Annotated in this window: 16 protein-coding genes; 14 read left to right on the top strand and 2 right to left on the bottom strand. The window is 70.0% G+C overall.

Annotated features, from left to right (window positions below; translation table 11 throughout):
* Positions 1 to 287 precede the first annotated feature (287 nt).
* From ACFU5O_RS19565 to ACFU5O_RS19505, 13 genes are all read left to right on the top strand, one after another.
* A complete protein-coding gene (locus ACFU5O_RS19565; RefSeq protein WP_384242013.1) occupies positions 288 to 830 on the top strand; it encodes a hypothetical protein in 543 nt (180 codons plus the stop codon).
* A 152-nt stretch (positions 831 to 982) separates the two neighbouring features.
* A complete protein-coding gene (gene pdxS, locus ACFU5O_RS19560; RefSeq protein ID WP_384242011.1) occupies positions 983 to 1909 on the top strand; it encodes a pyridoxal 5'-phosphate synthase lyase subunit PdxS in 927 nt (308 codons plus the stop codon).
* Positions 1910 to 1915: 6 nt separating this feature from the next.
* A complete protein-coding gene (pdxT, locus tag ACFU5O_RS19555; RefSeq protein WP_384242009.1) occupies positions 1916 to 2506 on the top strand; it encodes a pyridoxal 5'-phosphate synthase glutaminase subunit PdxT in 591 nt (196 codons plus the stop codon).
* Positions 2507 to 2569: 63 nt separating this feature from the next.
* Positions 2570 to 3322 carry a YebC/PmpR family DNA-binding transcriptional regulator gene (locus ACFU5O_RS19550; RefSeq protein ID WP_384242007.1) on the top strand — a complete coding sequence of 251 codons (753 nt, stop codon included), beginning with the start codon at positions 2570 to 2572 and terminating at the stop codon, positions 3320 to 3322.
* A 203-nt stretch (positions 3323 to 3525) separates the two neighbouring features.
* On the top strand, positions 3526 to 4059 hold the full coding sequence (gene ruvC / locus ACFU5O_RS19545) for a crossover junction endodeoxyribonuclease RuvC (protein ID WP_384242006.1): 534 nt from the start codon (positions 3526 to 3528) through the stop codon (positions 4057 to 4059).
* Positions 4056 to 4667 carry a Holliday junction branch migration protein RuvA gene (ruvA, locus tag ACFU5O_RS19540; protein WP_384242004.1) on the top strand — a complete coding sequence of 204 codons (612 nt, stop codon included), beginning with the start codon at positions 4056 to 4058 and terminating at the stop codon, positions 4665 to 4667. The genes ruvC and ruvA overlap by 4 nt, the downstream gene beginning before the upstream one ends.
* A 19-nt stretch (positions 4668 to 4686) precedes the next feature.
* Entirely contained in the window at positions 4687 to 5766 is a 1080-nt protein-coding gene (gene ruvB, locus ACFU5O_RS19535; RefSeq protein ID WP_384242002.1) for a Holliday junction branch migration DNA helicase RuvB, read from the top strand.
* A gap of 164 nt (positions 5767 to 5930) precedes the next feature.
* Entirely contained in the window at positions 5931 to 6419 is a 489-nt protein-coding gene (gene yajC / locus ACFU5O_RS19530) for a preprotein translocase subunit YajC (protein WP_384242000.1), read from the top strand.
* 147 nt (positions 6420 to 6566) lie between these two features.
* A complete protein-coding gene (gene secD / locus ACFU5O_RS19525; protein WP_384241998.1) occupies positions 6567 to 8318 on the top strand; it encodes a protein translocase subunit SecD in 1752 nt (583 codons plus the stop codon).
* A gap of 1 nt (position 8319) precedes the next feature.
* On the top strand, positions 8320 to 9435 hold the full coding sequence (gene secF, locus ACFU5O_RS19520) for a protein translocase subunit SecF (protein ID WP_384241996.1): 1116 nt from the start codon (positions 8320 to 8322) through the stop codon (positions 9433 to 9435).
* Positions 9432 to 9974, top strand: coding sequence for an adenine phosphoribosyltransferase (locus ACFU5O_RS19515; RefSeq protein ID WP_384241994.1), 543 nt, complete (start codon positions 9432 to 9434; stop codon positions 9972 to 9974). Before secF ends, ACFU5O_RS19515 begins: the two co-directional genes overlap by 4 nt.
* A 167-nt stretch (positions 9975 to 10141) precedes the next feature.
* Positions 10142 to 12694 carry a RelA/SpoT family protein gene (locus tag ACFU5O_RS19510; protein ID WP_384241991.1) on the top strand — a complete coding sequence of 851 codons (2553 nt, stop codon included), beginning with the start codon at positions 10142 to 10144 and terminating at the stop codon, positions 12692 to 12694.
* Positions 12695 to 12814: 120 nt separating this feature from the next.
* Positions 12815 to 13204 (top strand): ATP-binding protein, encoded by a 390-nt coding sequence (locus tag ACFU5O_RS19505; RefSeq protein ID WP_384241989.1) that lies wholly within the window; start codon positions 12815 to 12817, stop codon positions 13202 to 13204.
* A gap of 255 nt (positions 13205 to 13459) precedes the next feature.
* Here ACFU5O_RS19505 and ACFU5O_RS19500 read toward each other — a convergent pair whose 3' ends face one another.
* Positions 13460 to 14689 carry a DUF349 domain-containing protein gene (locus ACFU5O_RS19500; protein ID WP_384241987.1) on the bottom strand — a complete coding sequence of 410 codons (1230 nt, stop codon included), beginning with the start codon at positions 14687 to 14689 and terminating at the stop codon, positions 13460 to 13462.
* Between the two features lie 172 nt (positions 14690 to 14861).
* Positions 14862 to 15650, bottom strand: a complete 789-nt coding sequence (locus ACFU5O_RS19495; RefSeq protein WP_384241985.1) for a peptidylprolyl isomerase — start codon at positions 15648 to 15650, stop codon at positions 14862 to 14864.
* 150 nt (positions 15651 to 15800) lie between these two features.
* Here ACFU5O_RS19495 and ACFU5O_RS19490 point away from each other — a divergent pair, with 150 nt between their 5' ends.
* On the top strand, positions 15801 to 16517 hold the full coding sequence (locus ACFU5O_RS19490; RefSeq protein ID WP_384241982.1) for an MBL fold metallo-hydrolase: 717 nt from the start codon (positions 15801 to 15803) through the stop codon (positions 16515 to 16517).
* Positions 16518 to 16519 lie beyond the last annotated feature (2 nt).

Raw genomic sequence — 16519 nt, 5'->3', positions numbered from 1 at the left:
CCGTACACGTAAGCCCGTCCGGCGCTTGAGGACGGACACACAGGCCCCCGGCACGGTCCCGGCCAACCCCGACCACGTAAGCCCGTCCGGCGTTTGAGGACGGACACACCGGCCAACCGTCACGGCACCGCCCACGACACCCGCACCCACACCGGCACCGCGCAGCGGCCCGCACCGCCAACCACGACAACCACAACCACACCCGCACCGCGCAGCGGACCCGCACCGGCCAACCACGACAACCACACCCGAACCGCCCGCGTCGGCGGCCGGTAGCCTTGCCGCCCGTGACCGCAACCTTGATCTGGATCCTCGTCGGGCTCGTCGTGATCGGCCTCTACCTGAGCTGGACCGCCGGCCGGCTCGACCGGCTGCACGCCCGGATCGACGCCGCCCGCGCCGCCCTGGACGCGCAGCTGGTGCGCAGGGCATCGGTCACCCAGGAGCTCGCCACGTCGGGTGTTCTCGATCCGGCCGCGTCGATCGTCCTCTACGAGGCCGCGCACGCCGCCCGTCAGGCGGACGAGGAGCACCGCGAGGTCGCAGAGAGCGAGCTCAGTCAGGCACTGCGGGCCGTCTTCGGCGAGCCGGAGCAGATGGAGGCCGTACGGGAGGCGCCGGGCGGCGACGACGCCGCCAACGAGCTTGCCGCGGCGGTGCGGCGCGTACCCATGGCCCGGCGGTTCCACAACGACTCCGTCCGTGCGGCGCGGGCACTGCGCAGGCACCGCAAGGTCCGCTGGTTCCGGCTGGCGGGGCACGCCCCGTTCCCTCTGGCGTTCGAGATGGACGACGAGCCCCCGACCGCGCTGGCGGACCGGCCCGCCTGACTCCCGGGACTCCGCCGGTCCCGGGCAGCCGCCCGGGAACAGGTACCGCGCCGCCAGAATGAGCCACCGGCTCCTCATTGGCCCTTGCAGTGGCCTGGTGTCGGACTGTTTCCTCATCCAGAGCACCAAACGCACAAAACTGTCGTCATCGAATGAGGTCGATCGTGTCCAGCACGCTTCCCACCACCCCCCAGTCCCCCGAGACCGGCACCGCACGCGTCAAGCGCGGCATGGCCGAGCAGCTCAAGGGTGGCGTGATCATGGACGTGGTCAACGCCGAGCAGGCGAAGATCGCAGAGGACGCGGGCGCGGTCGCCGTCATGGCGCTGGAGCGGGTCCCCGCCGACATCCGCAAGGACGGCGGCGTGGCCCGGATGTCGGACCCGACCATGATCGAGGAGATCATCGACGCGGTCTCGATCCCGGTCATGGCCAAGTCCCGGATCGGCCACTTCGTCGAGGCCCAGGTGCTGCAGTCCCTCGGCGTCGACTACATCGACGAGTCCGAGGTGCTGACCCCGGCCGACGAGGTCAACCACTCCGACAAGTGGGCCTTCACCACCCCCTTCGTCTGCGGCGCCACCAACCTGGGCGAGGCCCTGCGCCGTATCGCAGAGGGCGCGGCCATGATCCGCTCGAAGGGTGAGGCCGGTACCGGCAACGTCGTCGAGGCCGTCCGTCACCTGCGCCAGATCAAGAACGAGATCGCCAAGCTGCGTGGCTTCGACAACAACGAGCTCTACGCGGCCGCCAAGGAGCTGCGCGCCCCGTACGAGCTCGTCAAGGAGGTCTCCGAGCTCGGCAAGCTGCCGGTCGTGCTGTTCTCCGCCGGTGGCGTGGCCACTCCCGCCGACGCCGCGCTGATGCGCCAGCTCGGTGCCGAGGGCGTCTTCGTCGGCTCGGGCATCTTCAAGTCGGGCGACCCGGCCAAGCGCGCAGCCGCCATCGTGAAGGCCACCACCTTCTACGACGACCCGAAGATCATCGCGGATGCCTCCCGCAACCTGGGCGAGGCCATGGTCGGCATCAACTGCGACACCCTCCCCGAGACCGAGCGCTACGCCAACCGCGGCTGGTAACCACTCATGAGCACACCCGTCATCGGTGTCCTGGCCCTCCAGGGCGACGTACGGGAGCATCTGATCGCCCTGGCCGCGGCAGACGCCGTGGCCAGGCCGATCCGGCGCCCCGAGGAGCTCGCCGAGGTCGACGGCCTCGTCATTCCGGGCGGCGAGTCCACCACCATCTCCAAGCTGGCCCATCTCTTCGGGATGATGGAGCCGCTGCGTGAGCGCGTACGCGCGGGCATGCCGGTCTACGGCACCTGCGCCGGCCTGATCATGCTCGCCGACAAGATCCTCGACCCGCGCTCCGGCCAGGAGACCATCGGCGGTATCGACATGATCGTTCGCCGCAACGCCTTCGGCCGCCAGAACGAGTCCTTCGAATCCGCCGTCGCGTTCAAGGGCATCGACGGCGCCCCCGTCGAGGGAGTGTTCATCCGCGCCCCGTGGGTCGAGTCCGTCGGCGCCACTGCCGAGGTGCTGGCCGAGCACGAGGGCCACATCGTCGCCGTACGGCAGGGCAACGCGCTGGCCACGTCGTTCCACCCGGAACTGACCGGGGACCACCGCGTGCACGCTCTGTTCGTCGACATGGTGCGCGCCGCGCACTGACCCGATCCCGGTAGGATCACAGGCGAACGCAGCAGAGATTGGTTACGCGAAGGAGACAGGCAGATGTCCGGCCACTCTAAATGGGCCACGACGAAGCACAAGAAGGCCGTGATCGACGCCAAGCGCGGCAAGCTCTTCGCGAAGCTGATCAAGAACATCGAGGTCGCGGCGCGCACCGGCGGCGCCGACGTCGACGGCAACCCGACCCTCTTCGACGCCATCCAGAAGGCGAAGAAGAGCTCGGTACCCAACAAGAACATCGACTCCGCGGTCAAGCGCGGTGCCGGCCTCGAGGCCGGTGGCGCCGACTACGAGACGATCATGTACGAGGGTTACGGTCCGAACGGTGTCGCGGTGCTCATCGAGTGCCTCACCGACAACCGCAACCGCGCGGCCTCCGACGTCCGCGTCGCCATGACCCGCAACGGCGGCTCCATGGCCGATCCCGGCTCCGTCTCGTACCTGTTCAACCGCAAGGGTGTTGTCGTTCTGCCCAAGGGTGAGCTGAGCGAGGACGACGTCCTCGATGCGGTGCTGGACGCCGGCGCCGAGGAGGTCAACGACCTCGGTGAGAACTTCGAGGTCATCAGCGAGGCCACCGACCTGGTCGCGGTCCGCACCGCGTTGCAGGAGGCCGGCATCGACTACGACTCGGCCGAGGCCAACTTCGTCCCGACCATGCAGGTCGAGCTGGACGAGGACGGCGCGCGTAAGATCTTCAAGCTGATCGACGCGCTCGAGGACAGCGACGACGTGCAGAACGTCTTCGCCAACTTCGACGTCTCGGACGACGTCATGGAGAAGGTCGACGCCTGATCCGGACCGGCTCCGGGCCGCCGAACCGGCTGACCACGCCACGTACGACGGGCCGACGGGGACACACCCCGTCGGCCCGTCGCATTGTCAGAGGCAGCGGTTAGTCTGACGACCTGAACCATTGATCGAGCAGCCACGACGCTGAGCGACCACCTCCGCGAGAGCCTGGGGGAGGTTCTGCCACAGACAGGGGAGGGGTGGGCGTGCGCGTGCTGGGGGTGGACCCAGGCCTGACCCGTTGCGGTGTCGGCGTGGTGGAGGGTGTCGCCGGCCGCCCGCTGACGATGGTCGGCGTCGGTGTCGTGCGTACGCCTGCGGACGCCGGCATCGGCGACCGGCTGGTCGCCGTCGAGCGTGGCATCGAGGAGTGGCTGGACATGCACCGGCCCGAAATGGTCGCGGTCGAGCGGGTGTTCAGCCAGCACAACGTCCGCACCGTCATGGGCACGGCCCAGGCGAGCGCGGTCGCCATGCTGTGCGCCGCCCGCCGTGGGCTGCCCGTCGCACTGCACACCCCGAGCGAGGTCAAGGCCGCGGTCACCGGAACGGGCCGCGCCGACAAGGCGCAGGTCGGGGCGATGGTGACCCGTCTGCTGCGACTGGACGCCCCGCCGAAGCCGGCCGACGCGGCCGATGCCCTCGCCCTCGCCATCTGCCACATCTGGCGCGCCCCCGCGCAGAACCGCCTCCAGCAGGCGGTCGCCGCGCACCACGCGATGAAAGGCCGTAGAGCATGATCGCCTTTGTGAGCGGCCCGGTTGCCGCTCTCGCCCCGACGACCGCCGTGATCGAGGTGGGCGGCGTCGGTATGGCCGTGCAATGCACGCCGAACACACTGTCGGGGCTGAGGATCGGTCAGGAGGCCCGGCTCGCCACCTCCTTGGTCGTCCGGGAGGACTCGCTGACGTTGTACGGCTTCGCCGACGACGACGAGCGGCAGGTCTTCGAGCTGCTCCAGACCGCGAGCGGCGTCGGCCCGCGCCTCGCGCAGGCGATGCTCGCCGTGCACAGCCCTGACGCCCTGCGCCGCGCGGTGGCCACGGGTGACGAGAAGGCGCTGACCGCGGTTCCGGGCATCGGCAAGAAGGGCGCCCAGAAGCTGCTTCTGGAGCTGCGGGACCGCCTCGGCGAGCCCATCGGCCCGGCCTCCCGGGCCGTCGGCGCTCCGGTCACCCAGTCCTGGAGCGACCAGCTGCACGCCGCGCTGATCGGCCTCGGCTACGCGACCCGCGAGGCCGAAGAGGCGGTGACCGCCGTGACGCCCGTGGCGGAGGCGGCGACCGGCGAGCCGCAGATCGGTCAGTTGCTCAAGGCCGCCCTCCAGACCCTGAACCGCACCCGCTGACCCCGCGAGGCAATCCACTGTGAACTGGGACGACACCGCACCCCCGACCGACGACGCCGCCGACGGCCGCCTCGTCGGCTCGTCCGCCGACGGCGAGGACCAGGCCGTCGAGGCGGCACTGCGGCCCAAGTCGCTGGACGAGTTCGTCGGCCAGGAGCGGGTACGGGAGCAGCTCGACCTTGTCCTGAAGGCGGCTCTCGCTCGCGGCGCCACCGCCGACCACGTACTGCTCTCCGGCGCGCCAGGGCTCGGCAAGACCACCCTCTCCATGATCATCGCCGCGGAGATGGGCGCGCCGATCCGCATCACCTCCGGTCCCGCCATCCAGCACGCCGGCGATCTGGCCGCGATCCTGTCGTCCCTGCAGGAGGGCGAGGTCCTCTTCCTCGACGAGATCCACCGCATGTCCCGGCCCGCCGAGGAGATGCTCTACATGGCGATGGAGGACTTCCGCGTCGACGTCATCGTCGGCAAGGGCCCCGGCGCCACCGCCATCCCCCTGGAGCTGCCTCCGTTCACCCTGGTCGGCGCCACCACCCGGGCGGGACTGCTTCCCCCGCCGCTGCGCGACCGTTTCGGCTTCACCGCCCACATGGAGTTCTACGAGCCCGCGGAGCTGGAGCGCGTCATCCACCGCTCGGCCCAGCTCCTCGACGTCGCCATCGACACCGGCGGGGCCGCGGAGATCGCGGGCCGCTCCCGCGGCACACCGCGTATCGCCAACCGCCTGCTGCGCCGTGTCCGCGACTACGCGCAGGTCAAGGTCGACGGCCGGATCGACCGGGACATCGCCGCCGCGGCCCTGGGGATCTACGAGGTGGACGGACGTGGGCTGGACCGGCTCGACCGTGCGGTGCTCCAGGCCCTTCTCAAGCTGTTCGGAGGCGGTCCCGTCGGTCTGTCCACGCTGGCCGTGGCCGTGGGGGAGGAGCGCGAGACGGTCGAGGAGGTCGCCGAGCCCTTCCTCGTACGGGAGGGTCTGCTGGCCCGTACCCCGCGCGGACGAGTCGCCACTCCCGCGGCATGGGCGCATCTCGGCCTCGTAGCGCCGCAGCACGGCGTCGGCACGGGCGGACAACAGGGTCTGTTCGGGGCGTGACGGCGCGGAGGGTCGCCGGGGCGGGAACGACGGTGCCATGCTGGGCGTTGTTCCATCGATGCGGACTCGCTTAGACTCCGCCGATGCCGCCCTTCCAGGTCGGCGTGCCCATCCCCGTAGATCAGGCCGCTACTCAGCGCGGTCGTGCGAAGGAATTCCGTCCCGTGGATATCGTGACCCTCCTCCCGTTCATCGTGCTCATCGGGGCCATGTTCCTGATGACCCGCTCCGCCAAGAGGAAGCAGCAGGCGGCGGCCTCCATGCGGAACCAGATGCAGCCCGGCACCGGCGTGCGCACCATCGGTGGGCTGTACGCCACCGTCAAGGAGGTCAACGACGACACGGTCCTCCTCGAGGCCGCGCCGGGCGTGCACCTGGTGTTCGCCAAGAACGCGATCGGCGCCGTCCTCGACGACGCGGAGTACAACCGGATCGTGCACGGCGACGGCGACGACGCCCTCAAGAGCGACACGCCGGTCGTGCCGGACGACGCCTCTTCGCTGACCGGGGCCGCCGACGACGAGACCGCGGACGCCAAGGACGGCAAGATCGACCTGGGCAAGAAGGACGAGACGGACGACGCCGGTAACGCGCCCGAGGCCAAGGACGCCAAGGGCGACGAGAAGACCGACGGCGACACCGACGCGAAGTAACAGCGACCGGGGACCGCGGGGCGCCGGTCGGCGCCGACCGCGGTCCCCCGTTCGTGCCGACCACTGCGGGGGCAGGTCCCCACAACACTTCGTGGCCACCCCGTCGCACACCCGGCGCGGGGCGGTTGGACAGGGAGAATCGAGAAGGTGGCAGCACCGAAGAAGGGCCGACGGGCGCCCGGGGGTCAGGGCAAGCCAGGGCGCACCCTGGCGATGATCCTGATCATCATGGCCGCGCTGATCGGCGGGATGTTCTGGGCCGGGGAGACCACACCCCGTCTGGGCATCGACCTGGCGGGCGGTACGTCGATCACGCTCCAGGCCGTGCCGGAGCCCGGCAAGGAGAGCGCGGTCAACGAGACCAACATGAAGACCGCGGTCGGCATCATCGACCGCCGTGTCAACGGTCTCGGCGTCTCCGAGGCGGAAGTCCAGACCCAGGGCCGCGAGAACATCATCGTCAACATCCCCAAGGGGACGAACTCGCAGCAGGCCCGTGAGCAGGTCGGCACCACCGCCCAGCTGTACTTCCGCCCGGTCCTCGCCGTGGCGGCCGGCGGCCCCGTGAAGCCGGAGCCGGCCAAGAGCGCCACCCCGAGCGCCTCGCCCTCGGGCAAGGGCAACGGCGCCAAGGACGAGGTCACGGCCCCTTCGGGCGCGCCCAAGCCGAGCGCCACCACGCAGGGCCGTGCCGTCACCGACGCACTGAAGGCTCCCTCGCCCACGCCCAGCGGCGCCGCGTCGGAAAAGCCGGCGGCAGCCCCGCCGAGCCCCACTCCGCCGCCCTCCGCCGGTGACGCCGCCCTGCAGAAGAAGTTCACCGAGCTGAACTGCCTGGACAAGCAGCAGCGCGTCAACGCGGCCAAGGGCACCAGGCCTGAGGACCCCATCGTCGCCTGTGGCAAGAACAGCGCAGGTCAGTGGGAGAAGTACGTGCTGGGCCCGGCCGAGGTCGACGGCAAGGACGTCGATGCGGCCAAGGGTGTCCTCGACCCGCAGCAGGGCGAGTGGAAAGTCACGATGGACTTCACCACCGCCGGCTCGAAGAAGTTCGCGAAGATCACCGGCAAGCTGTCGCAGCAGCAGCCGCCGATGAACCAGTTCGCCATCGTGCTCGACGGCGATGTCGTCTCCGCCCCCTCGGTGCGCCAGACGCTGAGCGCCAACGCCGAGATCACCGGCAACTTCAACCAGGAGTCCGCCCAGGATCTGGGCAACATCCTCAGCTACGGTGCGCTCCCGCTGACCTTCAAGGAGCAGAGCGCCACCACCGTGACCGCCGCGCTCGGTGGGGAGCAGCTCAAGGCCGGTCTCATCGCGGGCGCCATCGGCCTCGCGCTGGTCGTGATCTACCTGCTGGTCTACTACCGCGGTCTGTCGATGGTCGCCCTGCTGAGCCTGCTGGTCTCCGCGATCCTCACGTACAGCCTGATGACACTGCTCGGCCCGGCGATCGGCTTCGCGCTGAACCTGCCGGCGGTCTGTGGTGCGATCGTCGCCATCGGTATCACCGCGGACTCGTTCATCGTGTACTTCGAACGCATCCGGGACGAGATCCGGGAGGGCCGCACCCTCCGTCCGGCCGTCGAGCGGGCCTGGCCGCGTGCCCGGCGCACGATCCTCGTCTCCGACTTCGTGTCGTTCCTCGCCGCCGCCGTGCTCTTCATCGTCACCGTCGGCAAGGTCCAGGGCTTCGCGTTCACGCTGGGTCTGACCACCCTGCTCGACGTCGTCGTGGTGTTCCTCTTCACCAAGCCGCTCATGACGATCCTCGCCCGTACGAAGTTCTTCTCGAGCGGCCACCCGTGGTCCGGACTCGACCCGAAGCGCCTCGGCGCCAAGCCGCCGCTGCGCCGTTCGCGCCGTGTCTCCGCCCCCATCGACCCGAAGGAGGCGTGAGATGTCGCGTCTCGGCACCATCGGCGCCAGGCTCTACCGCGGTGAGGTCGCCTATGACTTCGTCGGCAAGCGGAAGCTCTGGTACGGCATCTCGATCCTGATCACCATCACGGCCATCGTGGCCCTGGCGGTGCGGGGTCTCAACATGGGCATCGAGTTCGAGGGCGGTGCCGTCTTCACCGTCGAGAAGACGTCCGTCTCGGTCACCCAGGCCCAGAAGGCCGCGGAGGAGGCGTCGGGCCACCCGGCGATCGTCCAGAAGCTCGGCAACGGCGACATGCGGATCCAGGTCAGCGAGCTGGACACCGCTCAGGCCGACAAGGTGGGCCAGCAGCTCTCCACCGACCTGAACGTTCCGGTATCCAAGATCAACGCCGAGCTCGTCGGCCCCAGCTGGGGTGAGCAGATCGCCAACAAGGCATGGACCGGCCTCGGCGTCTTCATGTTCCTCGTGGTGATCTATCTGGCGATCGCCTTCGAATGGAGGATGGCGGTCGCCGCCCTGATCGCCCTGATCCACGACCTCACCATCACCGTCGGTGTGTACGCCCTGGTCGGCTTCGAGGTCACCCCGGGCACCGTGATCGGTCTGCTGACCATCCTCGGTTACTCGCTCTACGACACGGTGGTCGTCTTCGACTCCCTCAAGGAGGGGTCGAAGGACATCACCAAGCAGACCCGCTGGACGTACAGCGAGATCGCCAACAGGTCGATCAACAGCACCCTCGTCCGCTCCATCAACACCACGGTCGTGGCGCTGCTGCCGGTCGCCGGTCTGCTCTTCATCGGCGGTGGCTTCCTGGGCGCGGGCATGCTCAACGACATCTCGCTGTCCCTGTTCGTCGGTCTCGCCGCCGGTGCGTACTCGTCGATCTTCATCGCCACTCCGCTGGTCGCCGACCTGAAGGAGCGCGAGCCGCAGATGAAGGCCCTGAAGAAGCGGGTCCTCGCCAAGCGCGCTGCCGCAGCGGCCAAGGGCGAGTCCGCAGAGGACGCCGAAACGCACGGGGCGGACGACGAGTCGTACGACGCCGTTCCCGGAGCCACGGCCACCGGCACCGTCGTCGGCCAGCGGGGCCGCGGCCGTGGCCGCCCCTCGACGGGGAAGCGCCGATGACGACGAGCACCCGGGAGCTGCTCCTCAGCCGCATCCGTGACGTTCCGGACTATCCGAAGCCGGGCGTGATGTTCAAGGACATCACCCCGCTGCTCGCGGACCCGGTCGCGTTCACCGCGCTGACGGAGACGCTCGCCGAGCTCTGCCTGGCCCAGGGCGCGACGAAGATCGTCGGCCTGGAGGCGCGCGGCTTCATCCTGGCCGCGCCCGTCGCGGTCACGGCCGGGATCGGCTTCATCCCCGTACGCAAGGCGGGCAAGCTCCCCGGAGCGACCCTGTCGCAGGCGTACGAGCTGGAGTACGGCACCGCCGAGATCGAGGTGCACGCCGAGGACCTCGACGGGAACGACCGCGTCATGGTCATCGACGACGTCCTCGCCACCGGTGGCACGGCGGAGGCCTCCCTGGAGCTGATCCGCCGGGCAGGCGCCGACGTCGCGGGCGTCGCGATCCTCATGGAGCTGAGTTTCCTCGGCGGGCGTGCCCGCCTGGAGCCGGCCCTGCGCGGAGCCCCGCTGGAGGCTCTGATCACGCTCTGACCAGCCAAGGACCGCAGAGCGGCGCCACGGAACGGGCACCCGGGAACACCGGGTGCCCGTTCCGCGTTGTCCACAGTCCCCGTCCCGGGGCGAGGTGAACGCCCAGGATCGATACGATGGCTTTTCCGGGCCTGACCGGGGGACCCGGATCCGCATGAGGAGCGCTCTTGCCAGACGAGGCCCAGCCCGCCACCGCGAAGCCCGAGCAGCAGGCCGACAAGGCTGTCTCGGACGCAGTCACGCCCGAGAAGAAGGCTGCCGAGCGGCCGGACGCCGCCGCGGAGCCGAAGCGGAGCGAGACGGGGGTCCCCCCGTCCGAAGGCTGGGGGAATGCGAACGGCTCGGCTCCCGCCTCCGCGCAGACTCCCGTCCCGGTGTCCGCGCCGAAGCCCCCGCCTGCGCCCTCTGCGCGCTCGGGCGGCGGCTCCTCGAACCGGGTCCGCGCCCGTCTCGCCCGCCTCGGTGTGCAGCGCTCCAGTCCGTACAACCCGGTGCTGGAGCCCCTGCTGCGGATCGTGCGCAGCAACGACCCGAAGATCGAGAGCTCCACGCTGCGCCAGATCGAGCGCGCCTACCAGGTGGCCGAGCGCTGGCACCGTGGCCAGAAGCGCAAGAGCGGCGACCCGTACATCACGCATCCCCTCGCCGTCACCACCATCCTCGCCGAGCTCGGCATGGACCCGGCGACCCTGATGGCGGGGCTGCTGCACGACACCGTCGAGGACACCGAGTACGGCCTGGACACCCTGCGCCGCGACTTCGGCGACCAGGTCGCGCTGCTCGTCGACGGCGTCACCAAGCTGGACAAGGTCAAGTTCGGTGAGGCCGCGCAGGCCGAGACCGTACGCAAGATGGTCGTCGCGATGGCCAAGGACCCGCGCGTCCTGGTCATCAAGCTCGCCGACCGCCTGCACAACATGCGCACGATGCGCTATCTCAAGCGGGAGAAGCAGGAGAAGAAGGCCCGCGAGACGCTCGAGATCTACGCACCGCTGGCGCACCGGCTGGGCATGAACACCATCAAGTGGGAGCTGGAGGACCTCGCCTTCGCGATCCTCTACCCCAAGATGTACGACGAGATCGTGCGGCTCGTCGCCGAGCGCGCCCCCAAGCGCGACGAGTACCTCGCCATAGTGACCGACGAGGTCCAGTCCGACCTGCGCGCCGCCCGCATCAAGGCCACCGTCACCGGACGGCCGAAGCACTACTACAGCGTCTACCAGAAGATGATCGTCCGCGGCCGTGACTTCGCGGAGATCTACGACCTGGTCGGCATCCGCGTCCTCGTCGACACCGTCCGCGACTGCTATGCGGCACTCGGCACGGTCCACGCCCGCTGGAACCCGGTTCCGGGGCGGTTCAAGGACTACATCGCGATGCCGAAGTTCAACATGTACCAGTCGCTGCACACGACGGTCATCGGACCGAACGGCAAGCCGGTCGAACTCCAGATCCGTACGTTCGACATGCACCGCCGCGCCGAGTACGGCATCGCCGCCCACTGGAAGTACAAGCAGGAAGCCGTCGCCGGCGCCTCCAAGGTCCGCACCGACCTTCCCAAGGCAACGGGCAAGGACAAGGACGCCATCAACGACATGGCGTGGCTGCGGCAGCTCCTGGACTGGCAGAAGGAGACCGAGGACCCGGGGGAGTTCCTGGAGTCCCTGCGCTTCGACCTCTCCCGCAACGAGGTCTTCGTCTTCACGCCCAAGGGCGACGTCATAGCGCTCCCCGCGGGCGCCACCCCCGTCGACTTCGCGTACGCAGTTCACACCGAGGTCGGCCACCGCACCATAGGCGCCCGCGTCAACGGACGCCTCGTACCGCTCGAATCGACGCTCGACAACGGCGACCTGGTCGAGGTCTTCACCTCCAAGGCGACCGGCGCGGGCCCCTCCCGCGACTGGCTCGGCTTCGTCAAGTCCCCGCGGGCCAGGAACAAGATCCGCGGCTGGTTCTCCAAGGAGCGCCGCGACGAGGCGATCGAGCAGGGCAAGGACGCCATCGCCCGTGCCATGCGCAAGCAGAACCTGCCGATCCAGCGCATCCTCACCGGTGACTCGCTGGTGACGCTGGCGCACGAGATGCGCTACCCCGACATCTCCTCGCTCTACGCCGCGATCGGCGAGGGCCATGTCGCCGCCCAGGGCGTCGTGCAGAAGCTCGTCCAGGCGCTCGGCGGCGAGGAGGCGGCCACCGAGGACATCGCCGAGTCCGTCCCGCCGTCGCGCACACGCAGCCGCAAGCGCCGGGCCAACGCCGACCCCGGTGTCGTCGTCAAGGGTGTCGAGGACGTCTGGGTGAAGCTCGCGCGCTGCTGTACGCCCGTACCCGGCGACCCCATCATCGGCTTCGTCACCCGTGGCAGCGGCGTCTCCGTCCACCGCGCGGACTGCGTCAACGTCGACTCGCTCTCCCAGCAGCCCGAGCGGATGCTCGATGTCGAATGGGCGCCCACCCAGTCCTCGGTCTTCCTGGTCGCCATCCAGGTCGAGGCCCTGGACCGCTCCAGGCTGCTCTCCGACGTCACCCGCGTCCTGTCCGACCAGCACGTCAACATCCTGTCGGCGGCGGTCCAGACCTCCCGCGACCGGGTCGCCACCTCGCGCTTCACCTTCGAGATGGGCGACCCCAAGCACCTCGGCCATGTGCTGAAGGCTGTCAGGGGTGTGGAGGGCGTGTACGACGTGTACCGGGTGACGTCCGCGCGGCGCCCGTAACCCGAGCCGTTCCCGCAGGGGGCCTGGGGCTCGCCCCGGCCCCCTGCGAGGTCCGACGGCCCTGCTTTCCGGGACTCCGCCCCGGACGCGGCAGGCTTCGGCGTTCGGGAACGGCCGCGCGTGCCCCGCCGGCGCGCAGGCCTGGACGCGGCTTCCCTCGTCATCTCCGAGCTCGTCGGCAATGTCGCACAGCACGCCGCCCGGTGTTCACCGAGGGCGACGGTCAGGCTCACCAGGACCGGGACGATGCCGGCGCCGGCTGTCCACGACGAGCATCCCTATCTGCCGCGGCCCCTGCCCGCCGATCCCGGACAGGAATGCGGGCGTGGCCTGCTGATCGTGGACGGTCTCGCCCTCGAGTCCGGGGGCGCGCTGCAGGTGCGCCGCGTCTCCGAGCAAAGGCATGGCGCTCCCGCGTGCGGAGGCGTTGTCCGGCGTTTCTGGGACGGAAACGAGGGGCTGCCTGTCGCGACCGCTCCCGGGCGCTGCGCCCGGCGTTCGAGGCCGTGACGAGGCGCCGCCCACCGCCGCCAGGCGCGGAGGTTCAGCCCGCGAAGGCGTTCGATGCGCGGCCCGCCGACGCCCGGCGGTGCCGGCCGCGCATCCGGTCGGTCCTCCGGACGCAGGCACGGAGCCCCCACCATGCCGACCGCCGTCCGCGCCAGGAGGCAGGCGCGAGCACGCATCAGGTTGCCTGGCGCGACGGCCGGGTACGCCGAGGGCCCGGCAGCAGCGCGCTGCCGGGCCCTCGCCGTCCGTGGCGGTTCAGCCGCCGAACTCCTCCAGGCCCTTCAGCGCCTGGTCGAGCAGCGCCTGCCGGCCCTCGAGCTCCTTCGCGAGCTTGTCGGCCTTGGCGTTGTTGCCTGCCGCGCGCGCCGCGTCGATCTGCCCACGCAGCTTGTCCACCGCGGCCTGCAGCTGACCCGTCAGACCGGCGGCACGCGCCCTCGCCTCCGGGTTGGTGCGGCGCCACTCGGCCTCCTCGGCCTCCTGGATCGACCGCTCCACCGCGTGCATCCGGCCCTCGACCTTCGGGCGGGCGTCACGCGGGACATGACCGATGGCCTCCCAGCGCTCGTTGATGGACCGGAAGGCCGCACGGGCGACCTTCAGATCCGTCACGGGCATCAGCTTCTCGGCCTCGGCCGCCAGCTCTTCCTTCAGCTTCAGGTTCTCGGTCTGCTCCGCGTCGCGCTCCGCGAAGACCCCGCTGCGGGCGGCGAAGAAGACGTCCTGGGCACCGCGGAAACGGTTCCAGAGGTCGTCCTCGTGCTCGCGCTGGGCGCGGCCCGCGGCCTTCCACTCAGCCATCAGCTCGCGGTACCGGGCTGCCGTGACAACCCAGTCCGTCGAACCGGAGAGCGACTCGGCCTCCGCGACCAGCCGCTCCTTCGTCTGCCGGGCCACCTCGCGCTGGGCGTCCAGCGAGGCGAAGTGCGCCTTGCGACGCTTGGAGAACGCCGAGCGGGCGTGCGAGAAGCGGTGCCACAGCTCGTCGTCGGACTTCCGGTCGAGCCTGGGCAGGCCCTTCCAGGTGTCCACGAGCGCGCGCAGCCGCTCGCCGGCCGCCCGCCACTGCTCGCTCTGCGCCAGCTCCTCCGCCTCCGCGACGAGGGCATCCTTGGCGTGCCTGGCCTCGTCGGTCTGCTTCGCCTTCTGTGCCTTGCGCTCCTCACGGCGCGCATCGACCGTCGCGACGAGCGCGTCGAGCCGCTTGCGCAGCGCGTCGAGGTCACCGACGGCGTGGTGCTCGTCGACCTGCTGGCGGATGTGATCGATCGCCGCTGTCGCGTCCTTCGCCGACAGATCGGTGGTCTTCACCCGCTTCTCGAGGAGGCCGATCTCGACAACCAAGCCCTCGTACTTGCGCTCGAAGTAGGCCAGTGCCTCCTCGGGAGTACCGGCCTGCCACGATCCGACGACCTGCTCGCCCTCGGAAGTCCGCACGTACACGGTGCCCGTCTCGTCGACGCGGCCCCACGGGTCGCTGCTCACAGCGCCTCCTCCACATGATGCCTGCGAGGGCTCGGCCCCCGGGCATCGTCCACAGTTTCCTGGACGGGCCTCGCCCGTCCTCCACAGCGCGGACCCAGGCCGCGCTGCACAACGCCAATCTAGGCGACCGGCGACCCGGCTGTCCGCACTCGGCGCCGCCGAATTCGCCGGGTCACCCCTTGCCGACCGTCACCTTTTCGACGGCGACGGCCTTCTTCGGGGCACCGTCCGTCGCGCCGCCCTCGACTCCGGCAGCCGCGACCGCCTCGACCGTCTTCAGCCCCGTCTCGTCCATGGTGCCGAACGGCGTGTAGCCGGGGGGCAGTTTGCTGTCCTTGTAGACCAGGAAGAACTGGCTGCCGCCGCTGTTCGGCTGGCCGGTGTTGGCCATCGCCACCGTGCCGGCCTTGTACGTCACGGTGCCGTCCGCGCCCGCCTTGCCGAGCCCGGTCAGGTTCTCGTCCGGGATGGTGTAGCCGGGACCGCCGGTGCCGTCGCCCTTCGGGTCGCCGCACTGCAGCACGAAGATGCCTCCCGTGGTGAGCCGGTGGCACTTCGTGTTGTCGAAGAAGCCCTTGTCCGCGAGGTGCTTGAAGGAGTTCACCGTCCGCGGCGTCTTCGCGGCGTCCATCGCCACGGCGATGTCGCCCTGGCCGGTCTTCAGCGACATCGTGTACGTGGCCTTCTTGTCGATGGCCATCGCAGGCTCGGGACTGCTGCTCTCGCTCTTCGAGGGCGTCGCGGACGGAGTGTTCGCCGCGACCGAGTCGGAGCCGGAGTCACCGTCGGCCAGACCCACAGAGGCGTACGCCGCCGCGCCCGCCGCCAGCGCCACCGCGAGCGCCGACGCGATGATCGTGTTGCGCCGCTTGGCCTTCTTCCGGGATTCCTCCCGACGCTGCTGCTGCCGCTCGAACTTCTCCCTGGCGAGCTGGCGCCGCCGCTGATCGCTGCTGACCACCGGGTCTTCTCCTTGAATGTCGTGTGATCCTGTCCGGCCGGGTGTGCCCGTACGGTATACGGGTTGGCTGTGTGACGAGCACCGCCGGTAGGCTCTGATCTGCTGTATTTCGGTACAGCAATCCCGTCGGACGACACACTGAGGACGATCGTGCTTATTGCCGGGTTCCCCGCCGGGGCCTGGGGGACCAACTGCTACCTGGTCGCCCCCGCCGCAGGCGAGGAGTGCGTGATCATCGACCCGGGCCACCAGGCCACCCAGGGAGTCGAGGAGACGCTCAGGAAGCATCGGCTCAAGCCCGTCGCCGTGGTGCTCACCCATGGCCATATCGATCATGTCGCCTCGGTCGTCCCGGTGTGCGGAGCCCATGACGTCCCGGCGTGGATCCACCCCGCCGACCGGTACATGATGAGCGACCCGGAGAAGGCCCTCGGCCGCTCCATCGGGATGCCGCTCATGGGCGAGCTGACCGTGGGGGAGCCGAACGACGTCCATGAGCTGACGGACGGCGCCGCGCTGAAGCTGGCGGGTCTGGAGCTGACCGTGTCGCACGCGCCCGGCCATACCAAGGGGTCGGTGACCTTCAGTCTGCCCGAGGCCGCGGACATCCCGCCGGTCTTCTTCTCGGGCGATCTGCTCTTCGCCGGCTCCATCGGACGCACCGACCTGCCCGGCGGTGACATGGCCGAGATGCTCGACTCGCTGGCGCGTGTGTGCCTGCCCCTCGACGACTCGACCGTGGTGCTGTCCGGCCACGGCCCCCAGACGACCATCGGCCGCGAGCGTGCCACGAACCCCTATCTGAGGGAAGTGGCCGGCGACCAGGGAGACGGCGGCCCGACCGCCGCTCCCCGACGAGGAATGTGACG

This window comes from Streptomyces sp. NPDC057445, assembly GCF_042802855.1.
GTDB lineage: Bacteria > Actinomycetota > Actinomycetes > Streptomycetales > Streptomycetaceae > Streptomyces.
The sequence above is the reverse complement of the archived record's forward strand: the minus strand, read 5'-3'. Positions and strand labels throughout refer to the sequence as shown.